The organism is Tardiphaga sp. P9-11 (assembly GCF_008329525.1).
GTDB lineage: Bacteria > Pseudomonadota > Alphaproteobacteria > Rhizobiales > Xanthobacteraceae > Tardiphaga.
The window spans coordinates 102787-122738 of sequence record NZ_NPKQ01000001.1; the positions used below are offsets into that span (position 1 = coordinate 102787).

The 19952-nt window shown below is 62.7% G+C and carries 17 protein-coding genes; 10 read left to right on the top strand and 7 right to left on the bottom strand.

Translation table 11 applies throughout. The annotated features are described in order from the left end of the window. Nucleotides 1–8: 8 nt before the first annotated feature. The 3 genes from CIW50_RS00465 to CIW50_RS00475 are packed head-to-tail and all read right to left on the bottom strand — an operon-like array spanning nucleotide 9 to nucleotide 2812. Nucleotides 9–962 (bottom strand): MBL fold metallo-hydrolase, encoded by a 954-nt coding sequence (locus CIW50_RS00465; RefSeq protein ID WP_149529352.1) that lies wholly within the window; start codon nucleotides 960–962, stop codon nucleotides 9–11. Between the two features lie 24 nt (nucleotides 963–986). After that, nucleotides 987–1202: a DUF2783 domain-containing protein gene (locus tag CIW50_RS00470; protein ID WP_149529353.1), complete on the bottom strand. Its 216-nt coding sequence runs from the start codon at nucleotides 1200–1202 to the stop codon at nucleotides 987–989. Further along, nucleotides 1199–2812 carry an FAD-dependent oxidoreductase gene (locus tag CIW50_RS00475; RefSeq protein ID WP_149529354.1) on the bottom strand — a complete coding sequence of 538 codons (1614 nt, stop codon included), beginning with the start codon at nucleotides 2810–2812 and terminating at the stop codon, nucleotides 1199–1201. Before CIW50_RS00475 ends, CIW50_RS00470 begins: the two co-directional genes overlap by 4 nt. A gap of 144 nt (nucleotides 2813–2956) precedes the next feature. On the opposite strand from CIW50_RS00475, the gene CIW50_RS00480 reads away from it, so the two are divergent. Further along, the gene (locus CIW50_RS00480; RefSeq protein ID WP_172980178.1) at nucleotides 2957–3430 is read left to right on the top strand and encodes a MarR family winged helix-turn-helix transcriptional regulator; all 474 of its coding nucleotides are present in this window, start codon (nucleotides 2957–2959) and stop codon (nucleotides 3428–3430) included. A gap of 4 nt (nucleotides 3431–3434) precedes the next feature. Here CIW50_RS00480 and CIW50_RS00485 read toward each other — a convergent pair whose 3' ends face one another. Continuing rightward, complete coding sequence (locus CIW50_RS00485) at nucleotides 3435–4247, bottom strand: N-acyl homoserine lactonase family protein (RefSeq protein WP_149529356.1); 813 nt, start codon at nucleotides 4245–4247, stop codon at nucleotides 3435–3437. 267 nt (nucleotides 4248–4514) lie between these two features. On the opposite strand from CIW50_RS00485, the gene CIW50_RS00490 reads away from it, so the two are divergent. The 5 genes from CIW50_RS00490 to CIW50_RS00510 all read left to right on the top strand — a co-directional run bounded on the left by CIW50_RS00490 (nucleotide 4515) and on the right by CIW50_RS00510 (nucleotide 11963). Then, nucleotides 4515–5987 carry a caspase family protein gene (locus CIW50_RS00490; protein WP_149529357.1) on the top strand — a complete coding sequence of 491 codons (1473 nt, stop codon included), beginning with the start codon at nucleotides 4515–4517 and terminating at the stop codon, nucleotides 5985–5987. 199 nt (nucleotides 5988–6186) lie between these two features. After that, nucleotides 6187–6843, top strand: coding sequence for an OmpA family protein (locus tag CIW50_RS00495; RefSeq protein WP_149529358.1), 657 nt, complete (start codon nucleotides 6187–6189; stop codon nucleotides 6841–6843). A gap of 230 nt (nucleotides 6844–7073) precedes the next feature. Further along, nucleotides 7074–7937 (top strand): efflux RND transporter periplasmic adaptor subunit, encoded by an 864-nt coding sequence (locus tag CIW50_RS00500; protein ID WP_149530337.1) that lies wholly within the window; start codon nucleotides 7074–7076, stop codon nucleotides 7935–7937. Further along, nucleotides 7938–11048 carry an efflux RND transporter permease subunit gene (locus CIW50_RS00505; RefSeq protein ID WP_149529359.1) on the top strand — a complete coding sequence of 1037 codons (3111 nt, stop codon included), beginning with the start codon at nucleotides 7938–7940 and terminating at the stop codon, nucleotides 11046–11048. A 9-nt stretch (nucleotides 11049–11057) separates the two neighbouring features. Beyond that, nucleotides 11058–11963: an efflux RND transporter periplasmic adaptor subunit gene (locus tag CIW50_RS00510; protein WP_149529360.1), complete on the top strand. Its 906-nt coding sequence runs from the start codon at nucleotides 11058–11060 to the stop codon at nucleotides 11961–11963. Nucleotides 11964–11979: 16 nt separating this feature from the next. On the opposite strand, the gene CIW50_RS00515 is transcribed toward CIW50_RS00510, so the two are convergent. Next, entirely contained in the window at nucleotides 11980–12846 is an 867-nt protein-coding gene (locus tag CIW50_RS00515; protein WP_149529361.1) for a caspase family protein, read from the bottom strand. Between the two features lie 349 nt (nucleotides 12847–13195). Here CIW50_RS00515 and CIW50_RS00520 point away from each other — a divergent pair, with 349 nt between their 5' ends. The 4 genes from CIW50_RS00520 to CIW50_RS00535 all read left to right on the top strand — a co-directional run bounded on the left by CIW50_RS00520 (nucleotide 13196) and on the right by CIW50_RS00535 (nucleotide 17942). Continuing rightward, nucleotides 13196–14932, top strand: a complete 1737-nt coding sequence (locus CIW50_RS00520; protein WP_149529362.1) for a hypothetical protein — start codon at nucleotides 13196–13198, stop codon at nucleotides 14930–14932. A 114-nt stretch (nucleotides 14933–15046) separates the two neighbouring features. Beyond that, the gene (locus CIW50_RS00525) at nucleotides 15047–15772 is read left to right on the top strand and encodes a thermonuclease family protein (protein ID WP_149530338.1); all 726 of its coding nucleotides are present in this window, start codon (nucleotides 15047–15049) and stop codon (nucleotides 15770–15772) included. Between the two features lie 53 nt (nucleotides 15773–15825). Continuing rightward, nucleotides 15826–16677 carry an LssY C-terminal domain-containing protein gene (locus CIW50_RS00530; protein WP_502707338.1) on the top strand — a complete coding sequence of 284 codons (852 nt, stop codon included), beginning with the start codon at nucleotides 15826–15828 and terminating at the stop codon, nucleotides 16675–16677. Nucleotides 16678–16763: 86 nt separating this feature from the next. Next, complete coding sequence (locus tag CIW50_RS00535; protein WP_149529363.1) at nucleotides 16764–17942, top strand: pyridoxal-phosphate-dependent aminotransferase family protein; 1179 nt, start codon at nucleotides 16764–16766, stop codon at nucleotides 17940–17942. On the opposite strand, the gene CIW50_RS00540 is transcribed toward CIW50_RS00535, so the two are convergent. Together CIW50_RS00540 and CIW50_RS00545 are read right to left on the bottom strand one after the other, a co-directional pair. Continuing rightward, nucleotides 17939–19204: an MFS transporter gene (locus CIW50_RS00540; protein WP_246664156.1), complete on the bottom strand. Its 1266-nt coding sequence runs from the start codon at nucleotides 19202–19204 to the stop codon at nucleotides 17939–17941. The two genes, CIW50_RS00535 and CIW50_RS00540, sit on opposite strands and share 4 nt — an antisense overlap. 84 nt (nucleotides 19205–19288) lie before the next feature. After that, nucleotides 19289–19939, bottom strand: a complete 651-nt coding sequence (locus CIW50_RS00545) for a PRC-barrel domain-containing protein (protein ID WP_502707339.1) — start codon at nucleotides 19937–19939, stop codon at nucleotides 19289–19291. Nucleotides 19940–19952: the final 13 nt, after the last annotated feature.

Genomic DNA, 19952 nt, shown 5'->3' on the forward strand with positions numbered 1-19952 from the left:
CGGTCATTCTATTGTCCTTGAAGTGCGGCCCACATTTCGCGGTCGCGCTTGTCGGTCCAGATCACGGGATCGTCGATCCCCGAGGCTTCATCGAAGGCGCGAGACACGTTGAACGGCAGGCAGTGCTCGTAAATCGCGAAGCTCGAGAATTTCTTGTCCATGACGTCGCGGGTTGCCGCCATGGTCTCCTTCAGGCTGCGCCCCTTGGCGACCGACATCTCGGCCGCGCCATAGAGCGACATCACGAAGTCACGTGTCATCGCGATCGCTTCGCGGGTCGTTTCCAGACCCTTCAGCGCGTCGCCGCGGCCGGGCGCAATCGCTTTCGGGTTGAACGCGCGAATCTCGTTCAGGGTGGACGGCCATTCGCGCAGCAGCGCATCGCCGCAATAGCAGGCCGAGTGATATTCAATGAGATCACCTGAGAACATGACTTCGGCATCAGGCACCCAGGCGACGATATCGCCCGACGTATGACCGGCACCGAGCTGCATCAGGCGCACCTCGCGCTTGCCGAGGAAGATCGACATCTCGCCCTCGAAGGTCAGCGTTGGCCAGGTCAGGCCGGGAATGCTCTCGGCATCCTGGAACAGACGCGGGAAACGCCCGAACTCGGAATCCCAGTCCTGCTGGCCGCGTTCTTCCACCAGCCGATAGGTTTCCTGCGACGCGACGACGCCCTGCGCCTTGTAGGCGGACGCGCCGAGCACGCGCACCGCGTGATAATGCGACAGCACGACATATTTGATCGGCTTGTCGGTGACCGTCCGCACGCGCTCGATCACCTTGTTGGCCATCGCCGGCGTCGCCTGCGCGTCGAACACGATGCAACCGTCATCGCCGACAATGACAGCCGAGTTCGGATCACCCTCGGCCGTAAAGGCATAGAGATCGGTACCGATCTCCGAGAAGGTGACCTTCTTCTCGGTCATATCGGTCGTGGATGCGAAACCCTTGGTCATCAAACTATTCCTTTGATCTTTGCGTCAGTCAGTTCGTGTGGCGACAGGCAGCCGCCGCTTCGCCAGCGCAATCGCGTCACCGAGCACAGCGGCATCGCCGATATGATTGGCGAGGATCAGCACCAGCGCAGTATCGAGCGCCGCGCTTTGATCGTCGGTCAATCCGCGATGCGCCTCGACAATTGCACGATAGGCGTCGTCGGGACTGGCGAAATTGGACGTCGTCGACAGCGCCGTCATGACGGCCTCCCGCAGGCACGCGCGACTGCGGCCTTGATCGCCTGCGGCGTCGGATGCTGGAAGCGCGCGGCGACATAACCATCGGGGCGCAGCAGATAGGCAACACCCGGGTCGGCGCCATAACGCGCCTTGAACAACCCGGTCTCGTCACGCAGCGCCGCATCGTCGCCGACGACCAGACGGGCCACGCCCTCGGGCAGTTCGATCGCCTGACCATCCGACTGCAATACGGTGAAACCGCGACCCGCCCCCGCGAAACATTCCGAGAGAAAGACACGCGCGCCGTCGTCCGTTGCGAGCGGAGCGTCCGGCATATGCGCCCCCGGTCGCGGTCCACCGGACCAGTCGTCGCTATCGGCCGTCGAGAGCGGCGTCTGATAGACCGACGGCACGGACAGTCGCCCGCCATTGATCATCCGCTTGGCGAAATCGGCTTCCCTGGCGAGCGACAGCACGGCTTGCCGCATGCGCTGCTCCTGCTTCGAATGCGGCGCGATGAAATCCGTCGCATGGGTCGAGGCACGGATGTTCTCGTCTGCGGCCGGGCCCCGCTCGGCGTCATAGCTCGCCAGCAGCGACGCCGGCGCATTGCCCGCCAGCACCAGTGCGAGCTTCCAGGCGATATTCTCGGCATCTTCGAGGCCGGAATTGGCGCCCCGTGCACCGAACGGCGACACCTGATGCGCGGCATCGCCGGCAAAGATCACGCGCTCATGCAGGAAGCGTTGCATGCGGCGGCACTGAAATTTGTAGACCGAGATCCACTCGAAATCGAAATCATCGTGGCCGAGCATGCGCGCGAGGCGCGGACGCACCTTCTCCGGCCGCCGCTCCTCGGCGGGGTCTGCATCCGGCCCGAGCTGCAGATCGATACGCCAGACATCGTCGGGCTGACGATGCAGCAGTGCGGACTGGCCGGAATGGAATGGCGGATCGAACCAGAACCAGCGCTCGGTCGGGAATTCCGCCGTCATCTTGACGTCGGCGATCAGGAACTGATCCTCGAACACCTCGCCGGAAAAATCCGCGCCGACCATGCCACGCAAACCGGAGCGGGCACCATCGCAGGCAACGACATAGTCGGCGCGCAGCGTGTATGGCCCATCGGGCGTCTCGATGGTGAGTTCGGCGTGATCGTTGTGCTGCGCCAGCGCGATGACCTTGTTGCGCCAGCGCAGATCGATCTCCGGCAATTGATGCACGCGATCGACCAGAAAGGATTCAGCGTAATATTGCTGCAGGTTGATGAAGGCCGGCATCTTGTGGCCGGTCTCGGGCAGCAGATCGAACTGGTAGAGCATGTCCGGTCCGAGAAAGATCTTGCCGACCTTCCACACCACGCCCTTGTCGATCATGCGATCGGCGGCACCGAGACGGTCCCAATATTCGAGCGAGCGTTTGGAGAAACAGATGGCGCGCGAGCCGTCGCCGATGCGATCGGCGTCGTCGAGCAGCACCACGCGCTGGCCCCGCTGCGCCAGATCGATGGCCAGTGACAGGCCGACCGGACCGGCGCCAACGACTACGACGGGATGATGCGCCGGGTCGGTAATCGAGCGTGCCTGATCGGCATGGCGACGATAAGCGAACTGGCGGACATGCTGCGCCATGGCTCAGACCCCGCCCTGTAACCGGATGTATTTTCGGATCGACGCTGGTCTGGCCAACGGATCACACTCCCTTTAAGATAGTCTCATTTGCAACCATCTAAACGCCGGACCTGTGGCGGCGTCAACAGCAGAATTGGTGGCTCCGTGGCGAAATTCGACCTGTTTCAGTTCGTTCCGTTCCGGCTCAACCGGCTGGCCGCGGAGGTCAGCGCCGCACTGTCCGACGAATATCAGGTGCGTTATGGGCTCGATATTCCGGAATGGCGCGTCATCGCCACTCTGGGCTTTCGCGACGACGCCTGCAGTGCGCAGTTCATTTCGCAATGCACGCGCACACATAAATCCACCATCAGCCGCGCGGTGACGGCCCTGCTAGAGCGCGAACTGATCGAACGGGTCGAGAACGAGGATGATCGCCGCGCCTTCGAACTGCGGCTCTCTGCTAAGGGGCACACTCTTTATGAGGAGCTGATCCCGCGCCTGCTGCACAAGGAACGCGATATCCTGTCATGCCTGACAGCGCAGGAACGCAAGGATTTCGCCGCCGCGCTCGGCAAGATCGAACGCAGCCTCGACCTCGTGCAGACGCGGCATGGGCAAAAGGCCGGCGCCTATTGAACGATTAGTCTTTCACAAAGGAGCGCGATGGCGGCATATGGAGCGCATAAGCATCTGCCTTGCTGCCCTCGACGCGCGGATAGAGCTCACGCACCAGCGGATCGTGACCCGGAATGATGCGATCAGGGTGACCCGCAAGGCGCTCGCAAGTCGTCCAGCCGTCACACATGTCACCGATATTGTAGACGATCGGAAACGGGCTGCGGCGCTGCATGTTGCCGTAATAATGCGAGGCATCCGACGCCAGCACCACAGGGCCGCGCGCGGTCTGCACGCGCACGATCTGCAAGCCATCGGAATGGCCGCCGACGCGATGCAGCGTGATGCCGGGCGCGACCTCGCCATCGCCATTGTGGAACGTCACCCGCTCACTGAACACGTGACGTACCATCAGCGTGACGTCCTCCGCCGAGAACGGATGCCGCAGCAGCCCGTTGCACATGCAGCGGCCCGTCGCGTAGCTCATCTCGCGATCCTGCAGATGGAACCGGGCATTGGGCAGGCGATCGAGATTGCCGGCATGGTCGTAATGCAGATGTGTGACGATGACGTCGCGGACGTCTTCAGCCCGAACACCGAAATCGACCAGCGCATCGATCGGATTGATGGTGAGCTTGCGGCTGCGCTCCTTCGAGGCGGCCTCGTTGAAGCCTGTATCGACCAAAATGTCACGGCCGCCGCCGCGGATCAGCCAGACGAAATAATCGAGATCGGCGGCCGCGGTCTCATGGGGATCGGGGGCGAGATAGTTCATCTGCGGCGTCCGCGGCGTCATCGTGGCATAGCGGATCGCATAGATTTCGTAAGTCACGCTCATTCGTTTCGTCCCATTCCCGGTCGTTGTTATGCGCAACAAGCCATTGTCGCCGGGAAAGGTCAAACCGTTCCAACCACCGGAATGACCGGGAACCGGGACTGTAGCGACACCGCCAGACACGTGGTGAATTGGCGCGATGTCTGCAGCCCGGACAGCACGTTGACAGCCGCGATCACGCCGGTTTGATAATGCGAATGGCGTAGATTAGTGTCGCCGCGGCGCAAGTCGCAGCATGGACAGTGCCTTCAAGTCTGGACCGGTTTCATTATGAAAATGCGCATTGCTCTGATCGCTCTCCTGACGTTTGCCGCGACGCCCATCTGGCAGGCCTCCGCCGCGGAAGATCGGACCCACCGGATCGCACTGGTGATCGGCAATGCGAAATATCCGGACGCCGAGGCACCACTCAAAGAGCCCATCAACGACGTCCGCGATATCGCCGCCGAATTGAAGCGCGATGGTTTCGAGGTCGATACCGGCGAGAATCTCGGCGGCGACGGCATGCGCCGGGCGCTCGACAAATTCTACGGCAAGGTGAAGCCCGGCTCGGTAGCCTTGGTGTTCTTCAGCGGCTTCGGCATCCAGTCGGCACGACAGAGCTACATGATCCCGGTCGATGCGCAGATCTGGACCGAGCCCGACGTGCGCCGCGATGGCTTCAGCCTCGAGACCGTGCTGAACGAGATCAACGGCCGCGGCGCCGGCGTCAAGATTGCGCTTTTGGACGCATCCCGCCGCAATCCGTTCGAACGCCGGTTCCGCAGCTTCTCGGCTGGCCTTGCCCCGGTGATCGCACCGAGCGGCACGCTGGTGATGTATTCGGCGGCGCTAAGCTCGGTCGTCAGTGAAAGCGGTGGCGATCGTGGATTGTTCGTCAGCGAACTGCTGAAGGAAATCCGGGTTCCCGATCTCACCGCCGAGCAGACCCTGAACCGGACCCGCGTCAGCGTCACCCGCGCGTCGCGTAGCGAACAGGTGCCGTGGATCTCGTCGTCGCTGGCCGAGGATTTTGCTTTCAATCCGGGCGCGAGCTCGGGAACGCCTGCTGTGGTAGCGGCGAAGCCGGCGGATCCTGCGCCGGCAGCCACACCGCGTCCTGATCCCGTCGCTGTGCCGCAAGCCGTTGCTGCGCCGCCTGTCGCTGCACCTGCTCCGACACCGGCGCCCGTTGTTGCGCCTGTTCCCGCCCCCGCCGTCACTGCCGAAGCGCCGCGCGACGAGAACAAGATCCTGCTGGCGCTGGCGGAGGATCCGACCGTCAAATCGCTGAACGTCAAGCTGACCGACAACCCCGAAGACGCCGGCGCGCTGTATCGCCGCGGGCAGGTCTATGCCAGCAAGGGCGCCTATTCCGCTGCGATCAAGGACTTCGACGCGACCATCAAGCTGAACCCGAAAGACGTCGAAGCCTATAATAACAGGTGCTGGGCGCGCACCGTGACCGGCGACCTCGCCGCGGCACTCAAGGATTGCAATGAGGCGCTGCGGCTGCGGCCAAATTTCGTCGATGCGCTGGACAGCCGCGGTCTGGTCAATCTCAAGAACGGCCAGAGCAAGAATGCGATTGCGGATTTCGACGCTGCGCTGAAGATCAATCCGCAGCTGACCTCGTCGCTCTATGGCCGCGGCCTCGCCAAACATCGCCTTGGCCAGACGGCTGAAGGCGATCTCGACATCACCAATGCCAAGGCCATGGACCCGGATATCATCAAGGAATTCTCCGGTTACGGCGTCCGATAGGACGGCGTCCGGTGATCCCCAGAGGTCACAAGAATTCCGCAGGAACATCGCAAGAAAGTCGCAAGCCCGGTTTGAACCTGCGGCGCGCGAGCGGACACTATTGATAGCAAGCCGGAAGCCATCCTGAAGCGATCCGGCACCAGATTTTGTTAGATTTGATTCAAGCGCGTTTCACGCCACGAAATGAAGGATGCACCCCATGCCGAACACATCCGCACGCCCCGGCTTCAAGGCGCTTCGCACGATCGCCATGATCAGCGTCGCCCTGTCGCTGACCGCAGGCATCGCCGCAGCGGCTGAGGAAGTGACCTCCGATCAGATCCTGCGCGCATTGGCGCCGAAGAAGCCGCTGACCCGCGGCCTGTCGATGACCCCGCCGGCCGAGCCGGCGGTCAATGCGGCGGAAGGCAAGTTCGTCGACTCCCTTCGCAATCGCAGCACGCGGTCGCTGTCGATCGGCGAGCGCGAGCAGATCGCCTCCGTTGCCCAGACCAAGCCGGCGATCGATCTGGAAATTACCTTCGACTACAATTCAGCGAATATCAGCAAGAAGTCGCTGTCCTCAGTGCAGGCCCTTGGCAAGGCACTCAGCAGTGACGACCTCAAGGGCGCGACCTTCGTGGTCGCCGGCCATACCGACGCGGTCGGCGGTGAAGAATACAACCAGGATCTGTCCGAGCGCCGCGCCGATGCCATCAAGCGCTATCTGACCGACAAATACGGCATCGCCGGCGCCGACCTCGTCACCGTTGGATATGGCAAGGGCAAGCCGAAGGCCGGCGTTGCACCAACTGACCCGTCCAACCGACGCGTTCAGGTGGTGAACATGGCGAACAAGACCACCGCGTCCCAATAGAGCTCAGTGGTACCTCCGAGCTTGCTGCGGATTGCCGCACTATTGCGTTCCGCGCCACGCGGGACGCTGTTTGCTGTGGTGATCGCGGATATCCTGTATAGATTGCCCCGACCTGCCGCCGCACCGATCGAACGCCCCTGGTGCTCCGTAATACCACGTGGATCGATCTCGCAATGAAGGCTCTCGCCTGCTCCGCTTCGCCTCTCGCAATTCTGTCACTGGCGGCCACCATGGTCGCAACAACCTCCATCGGTTTTGCCGCTGACCCCTCACCCGCCGGCACTGCGCCGCCAAACGGCGCCATGGTGATCGTCGCCAAGGCCACCAATGCCTGCTTCTCCGATCTTGTGCGGGTGACCGGCTTCGTGGTTCCGCGACGCGAGGCCGTGGTCGGCGTCGAGACCGAAGGTTCAAAGGTCTCCGAAGTGCTGGTCCGCGAAGGCGACACCGTCACCGAGAACCAGGAACTGGCACGATTGACACCGCCGCCGACTCCGAACAATGCACGCCCGAATCCGGTGACGCTGCGTGCGCCCGCCGCAGGCCTGATCACATCGGTAAATACCATCGCCGGCGCGCCAGCCTCGCCGCAGGCCGGGCCGATGTTCAGGATCGCCATCAATAACGAACTCGAACTCGATGCCGAAGTGCCGAGTGTCCATATCCTCAAGCTCAACCCCGGCGTCACGGCGCGGATCAGCCGCGACGATCAGCCCGATATTTTCGGCAAGGTGCGGCTGGTGTCGCCGCAGATCGACCGCGTCACCCAACTCGGCCATGTCCGGCTGTCGCTGGCCAGCAATCCCTCACTCAAGGTCGGCGTCTTCGCCCGCGCCAGTATCGATGCCAAGCGCAGTTGCGGCGTCGCTATCCCGCGCTCGGCGATCGAGCACTTCACCGTACAACTGGTGAAAGGCAACACCATCGAAACCCGCCGGGTGAAAGTCGGACTGGTGTCCGATACGTCGACGGAAATTCTCGAAGGCGTCGAGGTGGGCGACATCGTCGTCGCCGATGCCGGCACGTCACTTCATGACGGCGACAAGGTCCAGACCATGTTCGCCGATGATCTCGACCGATCGCGGGTGCGCTAAATGGCAATGAATATCTCGGCATGGTCGATCCGCCATCCGCTTCCGTCCATCGTGTTCTCGATCATTCTGCTGGTGCTCGGCTGGATCAGCTTCACCAAGCTGGCGATCACACGATTGCCCAGCGCGGACATTCCGGTGATCTCGGTCGCGGTGTCGCAATTTGGCGCCGCGCCTGCGGAGCTCGAGGCGCAAGTCACCAAGACCATCGAAGACGGCGTCTCCGGCGTCGAAGGCGTCCGGCATATCTCATCATCCATCACCGATGGTCTGTCGGTGACGACGGTGCAGTTCGCACTGGAAACCAACACAGACCGCGCGCTGAACGACGTCAAGGACGCCGTGACGCGTGTCCGCGCCAACCTCCCCCAGAATGTCAATGAGCCACTAATCCAGCGCGTCGACGTCATCGGCCTGCCGATCGTCACCTATGCGGCGATCTCGCCGGGCAAGACGCCGGAGCAACTGTCGTGGTTCGTCGATGACGTGGTGAAGCGCGCGCTGCAGGGCGTCCGCAACGTCGCTCAAGTCGAGCGTATCGGCGGCGTCGAGCGTGAGATTCTGGTCTCGCTCGATCCCGACCGTTTGCAGGCCGCAGGCCTTACCGCCGTCGATGTCTCCCGCCGCTTGCGCGGCACCAATGTGGATCTCGCCGGCGGACGCGCCGAAATCGGCAAGAACGATCAGGCGATCCGCACGCTAGCCGGCGCCAAGACGCTGAATGAACTCGCTGGCACCATGATCAGCCTGCCGTCCGGCGGCGAAGTGCGGCTCGAAGATCTCGGTACCGTGACGGACACCATTGCCGATCGAAGGACGTTTGCGCGCTTCAATGGCGAGCCTGTGGTGGCGCTGGGCATCAAGCGTTCCAAGGGCGCCAGCGACGTGGTCGTCGCGGCGGCCGTGCAGAAACGTATCGACGCTCTGAAGGCCTCATATCCCGACGTCGACCTCAAGCTGATCGACACATCGGTGGATTTCACCAAGGGCAATTATGATGCCGCGATCTCGACATTGTTCGAGGGCGCGGCGCTTGCCGTCATCGTAGTGTTCTTCTTCCTGCGCGATCTGCGCGCCACCGTGATCGCCGCGATCTCGCTGCCGCTGTCGATCTTCCCGGCATTCTGGGCGATGGACCTGCTTGGATTTTCGCTCAATCTGGTGAGCTTCCTCGCCATCACGCTGTCGACCGGCATTCTCGTCGACGACGCCATCGTCGAGATCGAGAACATCGTGCGGCATATGCGGATGGGCAAGTCGCCCTACCGCGCCGCGCTGGAAGCGGCCGACGAAATCGGCCTCGCCGTGATCGCCATCAGTCTCACCATCATTGCGATCTTTGCACCGGCCAGCTTCATGTCGGGCATTGCCGGGCAGTTTTTCAAGCAGTTCGGCATCACCGTCTCGGTGCAGGTATTCTTCTCACTATTGGCGGCACGCTTTGTCACGCCTGTGCTGGCCGCATACTTCCTGAAAGATCACAAGCACGACGACCCGCCGCCCGGGCGCATCTTGCGGGCTTACAACAAACTCGTGACCCTGTCAGTGAAACGCTACTACGTGACGGTTCTGTTCGGTCTCGCCGTCTTCGCACTGTCGATCTGGAGCATCCAGCTGCTGCCGCAGGGCTTCCTGCCGGCCCAGGACACGGCGCGTTCACTCATGGCGATGGAATTGCCACCGGGATCGCAGCTCGCTTACACCGAGAAAGTCACAGAAGACATCGTCGCACGGCTCCGCAAGCGACCTGAGGTGAAGAGCGTGTTCGTCGATGGCGGTCACGTTCCGCCCGGCACCTATGAAGTGCGGCGCGCAGCTCTGATCATCAACTACACCCCAAAGAGCGAACGCGACAGCGCACATACACAGCGCCTACTCGAACTCGAGATCAGCAAGGAACTCGAAAGCGTTCCGGATATTCGCTACTGGTTCCTCGACGAAAACGGGCTGCGCGCCATCTCGCTGGTGGTGACCGGTACCGACAGCAATATCGTCGCTAATGTCGCCAGCGAACTGGCGACGCAGATGAAGCGTATTCCACTGATCTCCAACGTAATCTCGGAAACTTCGCTGGATCGTCCTGAGTTGCGCGTGCAGCCGCGCGCCGATCTGGCGGCACGGCTCGGCGTCTCCACCGAGAGCCTGTCGGAGACCATCCGCGTCGCCACCATCGGTGACGTCGGGCCGGCCCTGGCGAAATTCGATGCCGGCGATCGCCTAGTGCCGATCCGCGTGCAGCTCGAAGACACGGCACGCGCCGACTTCCAGATTCTCGAACAGTTACGGGTGCCGCTTGGCGGCGGACGCGGCGGCGTACCGCTATCCGTGGTCGCCGACATCAAGCTCGATCAGGGACCGACCAGCATCAACCGCTACGACAGAGAACGTCAGGCCACCGTCGCCGCGGATCTCGTGGGCACCGCCGCACTCGGCGATGCCCTGAAGAAGATCTACGAACTGCCGGTCATGAAGAGCCTGCCGAAGAATGTCAGCGTCAAGCAGTCCGGCGACGCCGAAAGTCTGAACGAACTCGCGGATGGTTTCGCCACCGCGATCTCGGCGGGCTTGATGATGGTCTATGCGGTGCTGGTGCTGCTGTTCGGCACGTTCCTGCAACCGATCACCATCCTGTTCTCGCTGCCACTATCCATCGGCGGCGCGATCCTCGCGCTGCTGTTGACGGGCAAGCAACTGACGACGCCTGTCTGGATCGGCATCCTGATGCTGATGGGCATCGTCACCAAGAACGCCATCATGCTGGTGGAGTTTGCAGTGGAAGCCATTCGCGAAGGCAAGCCGCGAGAGGTCGCGATCATCGATGCCGGCATGAAGCGCGCGCGGCCGATCGTGATGACCACCGTTGCCATGGTCGCTGGCATGATGCCGTCTGCGCTGGCCTTCGGCGCCGGCGGCGAGTTCCGCTCGCCGATGGCGCTTGCTATCATTGGCGGGCTGATCTTCTCGACGGCGCTGTCGCTTCTGTTCGTGCCGGCGATGTTCATGATGATGGACGATGTCGGACAATTGGCATGGCGCTTCGGGCGCAAGCTGCTGGTGTCGAGCGGCGAGGAAGACCCGCAAAACGGTCAACCACCCACCGTCCCGCACAAATAGGCACATGCAATGACCCAGTCCGTCGCCTTTTCCAAGCGAACCACCACATGGGCCAGATTGCTGGTCGCGCTGTCGCTATGCGTGTTCACACAGCCGGCTCTGGCAGCCGACGATCCTGCTGATGCCCCGAAGGGAGCAGCAGTGACCGTGCTGACCGCCGCGAAGTCGTGCTTCTCCGCCACGGTCGAAGTCTCCGGCATTCTGACCCCGCGCGAGGAAGTCTCGATCCGTCCGGATCGGCCGGGTCTCAGGGTTGCAGAAGTGATGGTCGATGCCGGCGAGACCGTCACCGCAGGCCAGATTCTTGCGCGCCTGACGCCGCCCGAAGGCGGTTCATTGCAGGTGCAGGCGACGGTCGCTGGCCTCGTTAGCGCATCGTCAGCGGTGGTCGGATCGCTTGCATCAGCCAAGGGCGAAGCGCTCTTCAGCATCATCGCGCGTAGCGAGTTTGAATTCATCGGCCAAGTGCCGACTCGCGATCTGCCGAAGCTCAAGATCGATCAGCCGGCCAAGGTGAAGGTGATCGGCACCGGCGAGTTGGACGGTAAGGTGAAACGCGTGGCTTCCACCGTGGAGCCCAACAGCCAGCTCGGCCAGGTCGTGGTCTCGATCAACTCGGGCCGGCGGCTGATGAGCAATTCCTACGCGCGCGCCATCATCAAGACTGGCGAAAGCTGCGGCGTCGCAGTGCCATTGACCGCCGTTCTCTACAGTGCCGGCGGCACCGTCGTGCAGGTGGTCCGGCGGCAGCGTATCGAGACGCGGCGCGTCGAGATCGGGCTGATGTCAGGCGGACGCGTGGAGGTACGCGAAGGTTTGAGCGATGGCGATGTGATTGTCGCGCGCGCGGGCGCATTGCTGCGAGAAGGCGATCCGGTTCGTCCGGTGATGGCCAGCGCAGACGCTAACAAGTAAACGCGATGGGGAAAGCTTAGCTGCCGGCTTTGGCCGTTGCGCTATCGCCGAGCAGGATGTCCTCAACGAGCGACGACGACACGGCAGGAACCTGCTCACCGGCGGTCGCGCGGGTAACCGCAACGCGGGTGTTGGTGAAAACAGACTCGGCACTCGCCGGCTTGGCCTTCATGTTCTTCAGCAATTCGGTTGCGAGCAGGCTGTTCTGGCCGTCCACATCGTCGGCGACCTTGCCCGGCGTCGCCGAGGTCAGGATCAGCGCGTTCTCCGGCACGTCGATCGGCGCGAGACCACGGGAATAGCCGCGGAAGCGGCGCTCATAGGGATTGCGGCGCGACGCATCCAGTACGACCAGTTTGGCCTGGGCACCCTGCTCCTTCATGATATCGAGAACGGCCTCGACGCTCATGCCATCGCGACGGATGTCCCGCTCTTTCCAGATAGCAGCATCGACCGGGATCATGTAGCTCTGGCGGCCGACCTGAACGCCATAGCCACCGAAATACAGCATCACGACGGACTCAGGCTTGATCTTGGCCTTCAGGCGCTCGACGGCGCGGGTCATGTCATCGCGGGTCGCATCTTCCACCACGTCGACATCGAAACCGTCGCGGCGGAGTGCGCTGGTCATGGCGCGGGCATCGTTGATGGGCTGGCTCAGCGGCGCACCAGCGTCGGGGTAGTGACCGTTGCCGATCACCAGCGCGATGCGTGACGCCGTCGTTGCAGGATTGATGCTTCCAGTCGCCGTCGCGGCCTGCGCAGCTTCCAGCGAGCGCTTGTTCAACGCGGCATTGGCGCCAAGCACCAGCGACACCAGGCCGACAAAAGCTGCGGCCACAGTGATCGAGCGACGGGATACGCGAAACTGCCGTACGTTCATAACGTCATTCCTGCTCATCGTTCAGGCGCAACCGTGGGTCGCGCGAACGCCGAAATAGGTTTGAAGGGATGCCAAACCAATGAGTATTAAATGCGCTCAATTTGCGGCATCGCAGCAAACTGGTTGTTAACCCGTCGGGGCCACCCGGGCAACCGGTAAAGGCCGGGGTTTAAGACAGGGTTACTGACCGACCCAGCTAAGGTCTTGAACCAGCTCGCGCTTCACGTAATTGTAATCCCTTCCGATTCGTGCAATTTTTCAATGACTTGCAGGTGTCGGAGGCGATTGCGCTGCAGCAGTGGCGGGCGGTTTCCGAAGCGTGCGCAGGGGCCGCACTGAAAGAAACCTTATGACTGTGTCTTATTTTGCCGGCGCCACATACCGCGCGCTGACAGCCAGCAAGGACGGCCCGTCGCTCTACGACCTCTGCGACCCCCTATTCCATAAGCACACCGGCGGCGACGCCCATATCGTCAAGTTCTACAAAACCGCGCTCGGCAATGCCGCGCTCCGCCCGTTACTCTGCCGCGCCGGCCTGCCCGAGCTGCGCGATCCCTTCCGGTTCAAAGCCGTTCAGCAGGCCCTGAGAGCGGCGCGCGACGATGAGAGCCCCGATTGGGAAGCCATCGGCCAGCCCATCGCCGAGTTGCTCGACACGGTCACATTGAGCCATCCAGAGCCGAAGCCCGTGACGGCGTCAGCGCAGACACCGTCACCGGGCGAGATCGACGATGTCATCAAGGCCTGCGGCGCGCATCTCTTGCGTTCGTTCGACCGCAACGGGTTCATTCCCACTTACGCGGCATTCAACCTGATCGGCGATCCCGACATGCATGGCCGCGATTTCCTGATGGCCCTGACGGGCCTGAATTCACGCGGCTACAAGAATTCGACGCTGTTGTTCACCCTCGCGCGCATCTTCATCGCACGCTCGCCGGCCGGACAGCTCATCAACCCGCCATGGACCGGGATTGCCGAACCCATGTGGGAGCCGGTGCAGATCCGGCATCGCTCGGCCTATTACGACGCCTTCTTCACCGAGGCGCTGCTGAGCTTCGGCGAAACCGGACTGCCGTCGCCGGACCAGACGACATCCTCGCGCCGCGCCATCGATGCCATGGTGGAGTTCTGCCTGACCACCAGCCGCGAGGACGTCCACTCACATGACGGCACGACGGTCAGCGTCATCACCGCGCTGGCGCCGCCGCCGCATCCGCGCTTCAGCCGGCTGTTCGCGCAGATCAAGCAGGACCTCGGCTTCGGCATCTATGTGCCGGACTGCGACACCACCGCCTGCTCATTCTCCGCCGCCACGCAGGCCGGCTCGACCGATCCGATCCTCGATCAACCCCTGCTCGACTTCTATGCCGGTTATCAGGTCGGCAACGGCAGCAACGAGCCGATGGTCACCGTGCCGATCAACGATCACATCGACTATGACGGCGCCATCGTCACCTGGATCGACAATCTCGCGGGCGAACGGCCCTATGGCAACGATCTCGATCCAACGCTCAATCTCGACGTTCTCGAAGTATCGTTCCGCAATCTGGCGCGCTGGAAGGTGATGGAGACGCCGAAACGCCTGGAAACACTGCAGCGGATCATCGGCTTCCAGCGCCGCCTCGTGGCATCCGGCGCCTTCGCTGATCCGAAATCGCACATCTATTATCTGCCGGAACTCTACTGCGCCTATTTCGGCCGCTGCTACGCGGCTTTCCGCGAACTGCCGGCCGCAACACAACAGGCCATCGACACCGACGGCACGTTCGAATTCATTCGCCTGCGCGTTCTCGCTTACGTGCAGGGCGTGTTGATTGCGCGAGAGATGAACGTCTTCGATGCGGCGCTTGCGCTGATCGCGCTCGGATATCTCGGCGGCGAGCTCGCGTATTTCGCACCTGCGCTGCGTTGCATCATTGACGCGCGTGGCGAAGGTGGCCGCAAAGGTCCGTTCAAGGCCTATGAATGGAACAAGATGAAAACGCCGACACGGATTCTCGTCGGCGGTCCCGAAGTGACCTCAGCTTTCGTGCTGATGGGTCTCGCGCTGGCGCGGCGGAGAATGATGAACGGCCATGCCGCATAGTTCATCGCGCGAAGTTGAAGGTATGAAGGGGCGACCGCGCTGGCATGCGCGGCGAAATGCCCGCACTCTCCCCGGATTGTCGTCATGATTTTGCAATCAAACGGTTCGATGCGCATGTTCCGCACCATCTACCTTTCCATCGCAATGCTTAGCATTCCCGTACTGGCACAGGCTGCCGACGTGACCGGCGTGCCGAAGATTCGCGATGGCGACCAGATGACCATCGGCGCGACCCGCATCCGGCTCGCCGGCATGGATGCACCGGGCCTCGACCAATTATGCCTGAATGCCGATGGAGAGCGCTGGACCTGCGGCGTCGCAGCGCATGAAGCGCTTGTTGCACATGTCGGCGACAAGAGCTGGACCTGCCACGTCCAACGCACCGATCGCTTCGGCCGCTCGGTCGCCAGATGCGAGGTGGATGGCGAGGACATCAGCCAATGGATGGTGAAGAGCGGCTGGGCCCTGTCCTATGTGCGGTTCTCGCATGTCTACGATGCCGACGAGAAAGCCGCGCGTGAGGCCAAGGCCGGACTTTGGGCCGGCGCGTTCTTTGCGCCTTGGGACTGGCGGGTCCGCAACAAGAAAACCACCATTCTGGGCTCGATCAAGCCGCCGGAGGACGCCTTGCCGATCCTGCTGGCCTCGGCATCCGGCCACGTGGCGCCGTCTCCTGCCTGCAGGATCAAAGGCAACGTCAACCGGGCCGGCGTCTGCATCTATCACACCCCCGAAAGCCGCTGGTACGCCAAGATCAGTATGCGGATCAGCAAGGGAACACGCTGGTTTTGTTCTAAAGAAGAGGCCGAAGCCGCCGGATGCCGTGAGACCCGACGATGACATGGCGGCCTTGACGTGGCAGGTTCCCCGCTCAGATTCGATCGAGCGGAACCTTGGCTGACCTGCAGACGGATTTCAGTACGCAAAAACAACGCCGCAGCCGGACGTTCCGGGCGGTGCGGCTGACGTTGCTTGCGTTAGTCATTTATGGCGGCATCGCCTATCTCCTGCTCCCGGAACTCTGGACCCATTACGAGCACCAGAAGAGCCTTGCCGGACTACCGATGACGACGATGACCGCGCAGGGCATCCCGGGCGATCCCATCAATGTCGGGCTGATCGGCGACAACAAGGATGTGCTGTGCGCGATGCATGCCGCCGGCTGGTATCCCGCCGATCCCGTCACTCTGCGCTCGTCCCTTGAAATCGTCGGCAGCGTCCTGCTCAACCGGCCCTATCATGATGCGCCAGTGTCGCCGCTGGTCTATCTCGGCCGCCGCGAGGATCTCGCTTTCGAGAAGCCGGTCGGCAACAGCGCCGATCATCGCCACCATATCCGGCTCTGGAAGGTACTCGACAAGGGGCAGGAAGATCGCCCGGTGTGGCTCGGCGACGCGACTTTCGATCGCAGCGTCGGCGTCAGCTCATACACCGGTGCGATCACGCATCACATCGCCGCCGATATCGACCTGGAACGCGCGGCGCTCGCCAGCGATCTCGAAAAGGCCGGCATGGTCGAAGCCAAGTATCAGGTCACCGGAATCGGCCCAACCGTCGCCGGCCACAATGGCGGCGGCGACCTGTACTACACTGATGGCGAAGTCTGGATCCTGCGGCTGGTAGTGGCCTGTGCCAAACACGACGGCCCTCCCGAGACGATCCCGAGCCCGGCGGCGACCGAGATCAAGGATCAGATATTCCAGGCCATCGCCAATGTGATCGGGCGTGATGCGTTGACCCACTGAGCAGTGAAATTCAAACCACCTCACGCGCGCTTTGATTTCACGTTGCGCCATGGCACCATAGCCAAAAATACCAACAAGGATTGAAAATGGTCGTTCGCGCAGGTCGTGAATTTCTCGCCATCCCCGGCCCCACCACAATGCCAGATGAAGTGTTACGGGCGATGCACCGTCCGCCGCTGGATATCTATTCCAAAGAAATGGTGCAGCTCACATTCGGGCTGCTGCGCGATATCGGCACGCTGTTCGCCACCACCGGCAATACCTACATGTACATTGCCAACGGGCATGGCGCCTGGGAAGCGACGCTCACCAATGTGCTGTCGCGTGGCGACAAGATTCTCGTTCTGGAAAGCGGGCGTTTCGCGGTCGGCTGGGGCCACGCTGCGCGCGCCATGGGCGTCGACGTGCAGAGCCTGAAAGGCGATTGGAATCGCGCCATTCGTCCTGCCGAGGTTGAAGCAACCTTGCGACAAGACACCAAGCACGAGATCAAAGCTGTGCTTGCAGTGCAGATCGACACGGCGTCAGGCGCGTTCAACGACATTGAAGCCATCGGCAACGCGATCAAGGCAGCCGGCCATCCCGCGCTGTTCATGGTCGACACCGTGGCTTCGCTCGGCTGCATGCCGTTCGAGATGGACGCTTGGGGTATCGATGTCGCCATGTCCGGCTCGCAGAAAGGCCTGATGACGCCGCCCGGCCTCGGCTATGTCGCCGCGAATGACCGCGCGCGCGAAGTGCACAAGACTGCCAATCTGCGCACGCCCTATTGGGACTGGACCGAGCGCGACGGCGACGAGCACTACCGGAAGCATTCGGGCACCGCGCCGGTGCACCTGATGTTTGCGCAGCGTCAGGCCATCGACATGCTGTTCGACGAAAAGCTCGTCAACGTGTTCCAGCGCCACCGGTTGCTGGCGGAAGCCGTGCGCCGCGCCGTCGCCGTGTGGGCCGAAGGTAACGTGCTGAGTTTCAATATCACCGAGCCGAAAGAACGCGGCAACACCGTTACGACGGTGAAGATGGCGAACCCGGCTCCGCTGCTGGACTATTGCCGCGACAAATGCGGCGTCATTCTCGGTGTGGGCATCGGCGACCTGCACGACAAGGCATTCCGCATCGCCCATATGGGCCATGTCAACGCACCGATGATCCTCGGCACGCTCGGCGTGATCGAAATGGGACTGCAAGCGCTCGGCATTCCGCACGGCAAGGGCGGCGTCACGGCCGCCGTTAATTTCCTCGGCGAGAGCGTCGCGCCCTAAGGTCCGCTCTCAACCTCACCGTGGTCGCGGCGGGTTTCCGGCATCACCAGCCAGATCAGCAACAAGCCAAGCCCGGCGACACAGGCCAGGCCGACAAAGGCAACCGGCGCGCCGAGCTTGTCGGCGACGAAGCCGGCGGTCACTGTGCTAAGCGAGGCACCTATGCCGGTGGCGGTACCGACAATGCCTTGCGCAAGGCTGAAGCGACCGCTGCCAAAGGCGATGTCGGCGACGATCAGCGGGATCATCACGCTGAACACGGCGGCCGTGACGCCGTCGAAGACCTGCACGGCGACCAGAGCAAACGGATCGGTGACCACGGCGAAGAGCAATCCGCGGATCACGAGCGCGGCGAAGGCGATCAGCAGCAGCGGCCGGCGACCCCATTGCTGCGCCTTTCGGCCGACCGTCGGTGAGGTCGCCGCAACGATGGCCTGCGGTACGACGATGCAAAAGGCGATCAGCGCCGGCGCCCAGTCGGCCGAGCGCGTCGTGACAACGCCGGCCATCAACGGCAGCATCGCGGCATTGGCGAGCTGCAGCAACAGCACAGCGCAGGCGAAAATCAACAGCGGCTTCTGCCGGATCAGATCGCGAAAACGGATCGGCTTATTGCTCTCGGCCTCTTTGATACTGGCACCATGGGCCTGCGCAGAGTTGATCTCCTGAGGTCGAATCCGCGACAGCGCATAGAGCACCGGCAGCGCCAGCAAGAAGGTGACGATGAATACCGACCGGCTGGACAGCAGATAGCCGCAAGTGCCCATGACGGCGGCAGCAACGCCATTGCCGAGCGAGGCGAAGCGCGCATTGCGCCCCAGCCGTTCACCAATCCGCATCGGCCCGACCAGCCCGAGGCTGATCGCGGCAATCGCAGGGCCGAGTACGCAGCTCGCCATCGCATGCAACGTCGCCGCAGTCACGATGACAGGAAACACCGGCAGCGCGGCATAGGCTAGCGCACAGCCGCCGATCGTCGCGACCGCGGCGCCGGCGACCAGCCGCGTCGAGCGCGCCGCATCGATGATGGCGCCACCGGGAATCTGGCCGAGCAGCGCGACGACGCCGCCGATCGACAGTACGAATCCGATCTCGACCTGCGTCCATTTCTGTGTGGTCAGATACACCGCAACAAATGGACCGAATCCCGTCTGCACGTCGGCGAGGAAAAAGATGAACCAATCGAGCCCGCGCAAGCTCTGCTTCGACGGCTCAGGACTCCGCTGCGGCTGCTGCGCGTTCGGTTCGGGCTCCGGTGCGATTCCCGGCGCGCAAACGACCTCCGGCACCGCCTCAACGCCGGGGCGGGAAGGATTAGTCGAGCGCGTGGTCGCATGAACCGCCAATTATCGCTCCTGCATGGTGAGTGGCGGAAATCTCAATGGCGTCAGTGTGCCGGACGCGCCAAGCACGACGATAGGCGCATCGTCCTTGTATTCCGGCGCGGCACGCACCTGTTCGCGCGTGAGATCGAGTGTGATACTGGCGGTCTTGTCGGCCACGTTCCAGAAATGCAGCGCCCCCCAATCGACCACAATCTTGCGCGAGCCGACCCCGAGGAACCCGCCGAAGTCGATGACCGCGCCGCGCACCTGCCCTGCGCGATCGACGATCACGTCAGCGATGCGTCCCATGTTCTCGCTGGCGGGACTGCGCACGTCGCGGCCAAGAATGCCTTTGGCATCGAAGGCATCGATCACCGTAACCGATGGCGGCTTGGCGACAGGCGCGGTAGGCGGAGGCGGAGCTGCGTCGGGTTTTGACGCCTCCGGGGCAGGCGGCGTTGGCTGTTTCTCGGCCCCGGACGCAACCGGCGGCGTTGCGGGCTGCACGGCGGTTGCATCGGGCGCGGGCGACGGCGCTGACGACTGCGCTTCAGGAGTGGATTTCTCCGATGCTGCGGGTGGAGGCGCAGGTGCGTCCGCCGCGCGGCACACGGCCACAGCATTCAACGCCAACGATATGGCCAACCCGGCCATGATACGAATTGCGGGCATAGACAGTCCCTCA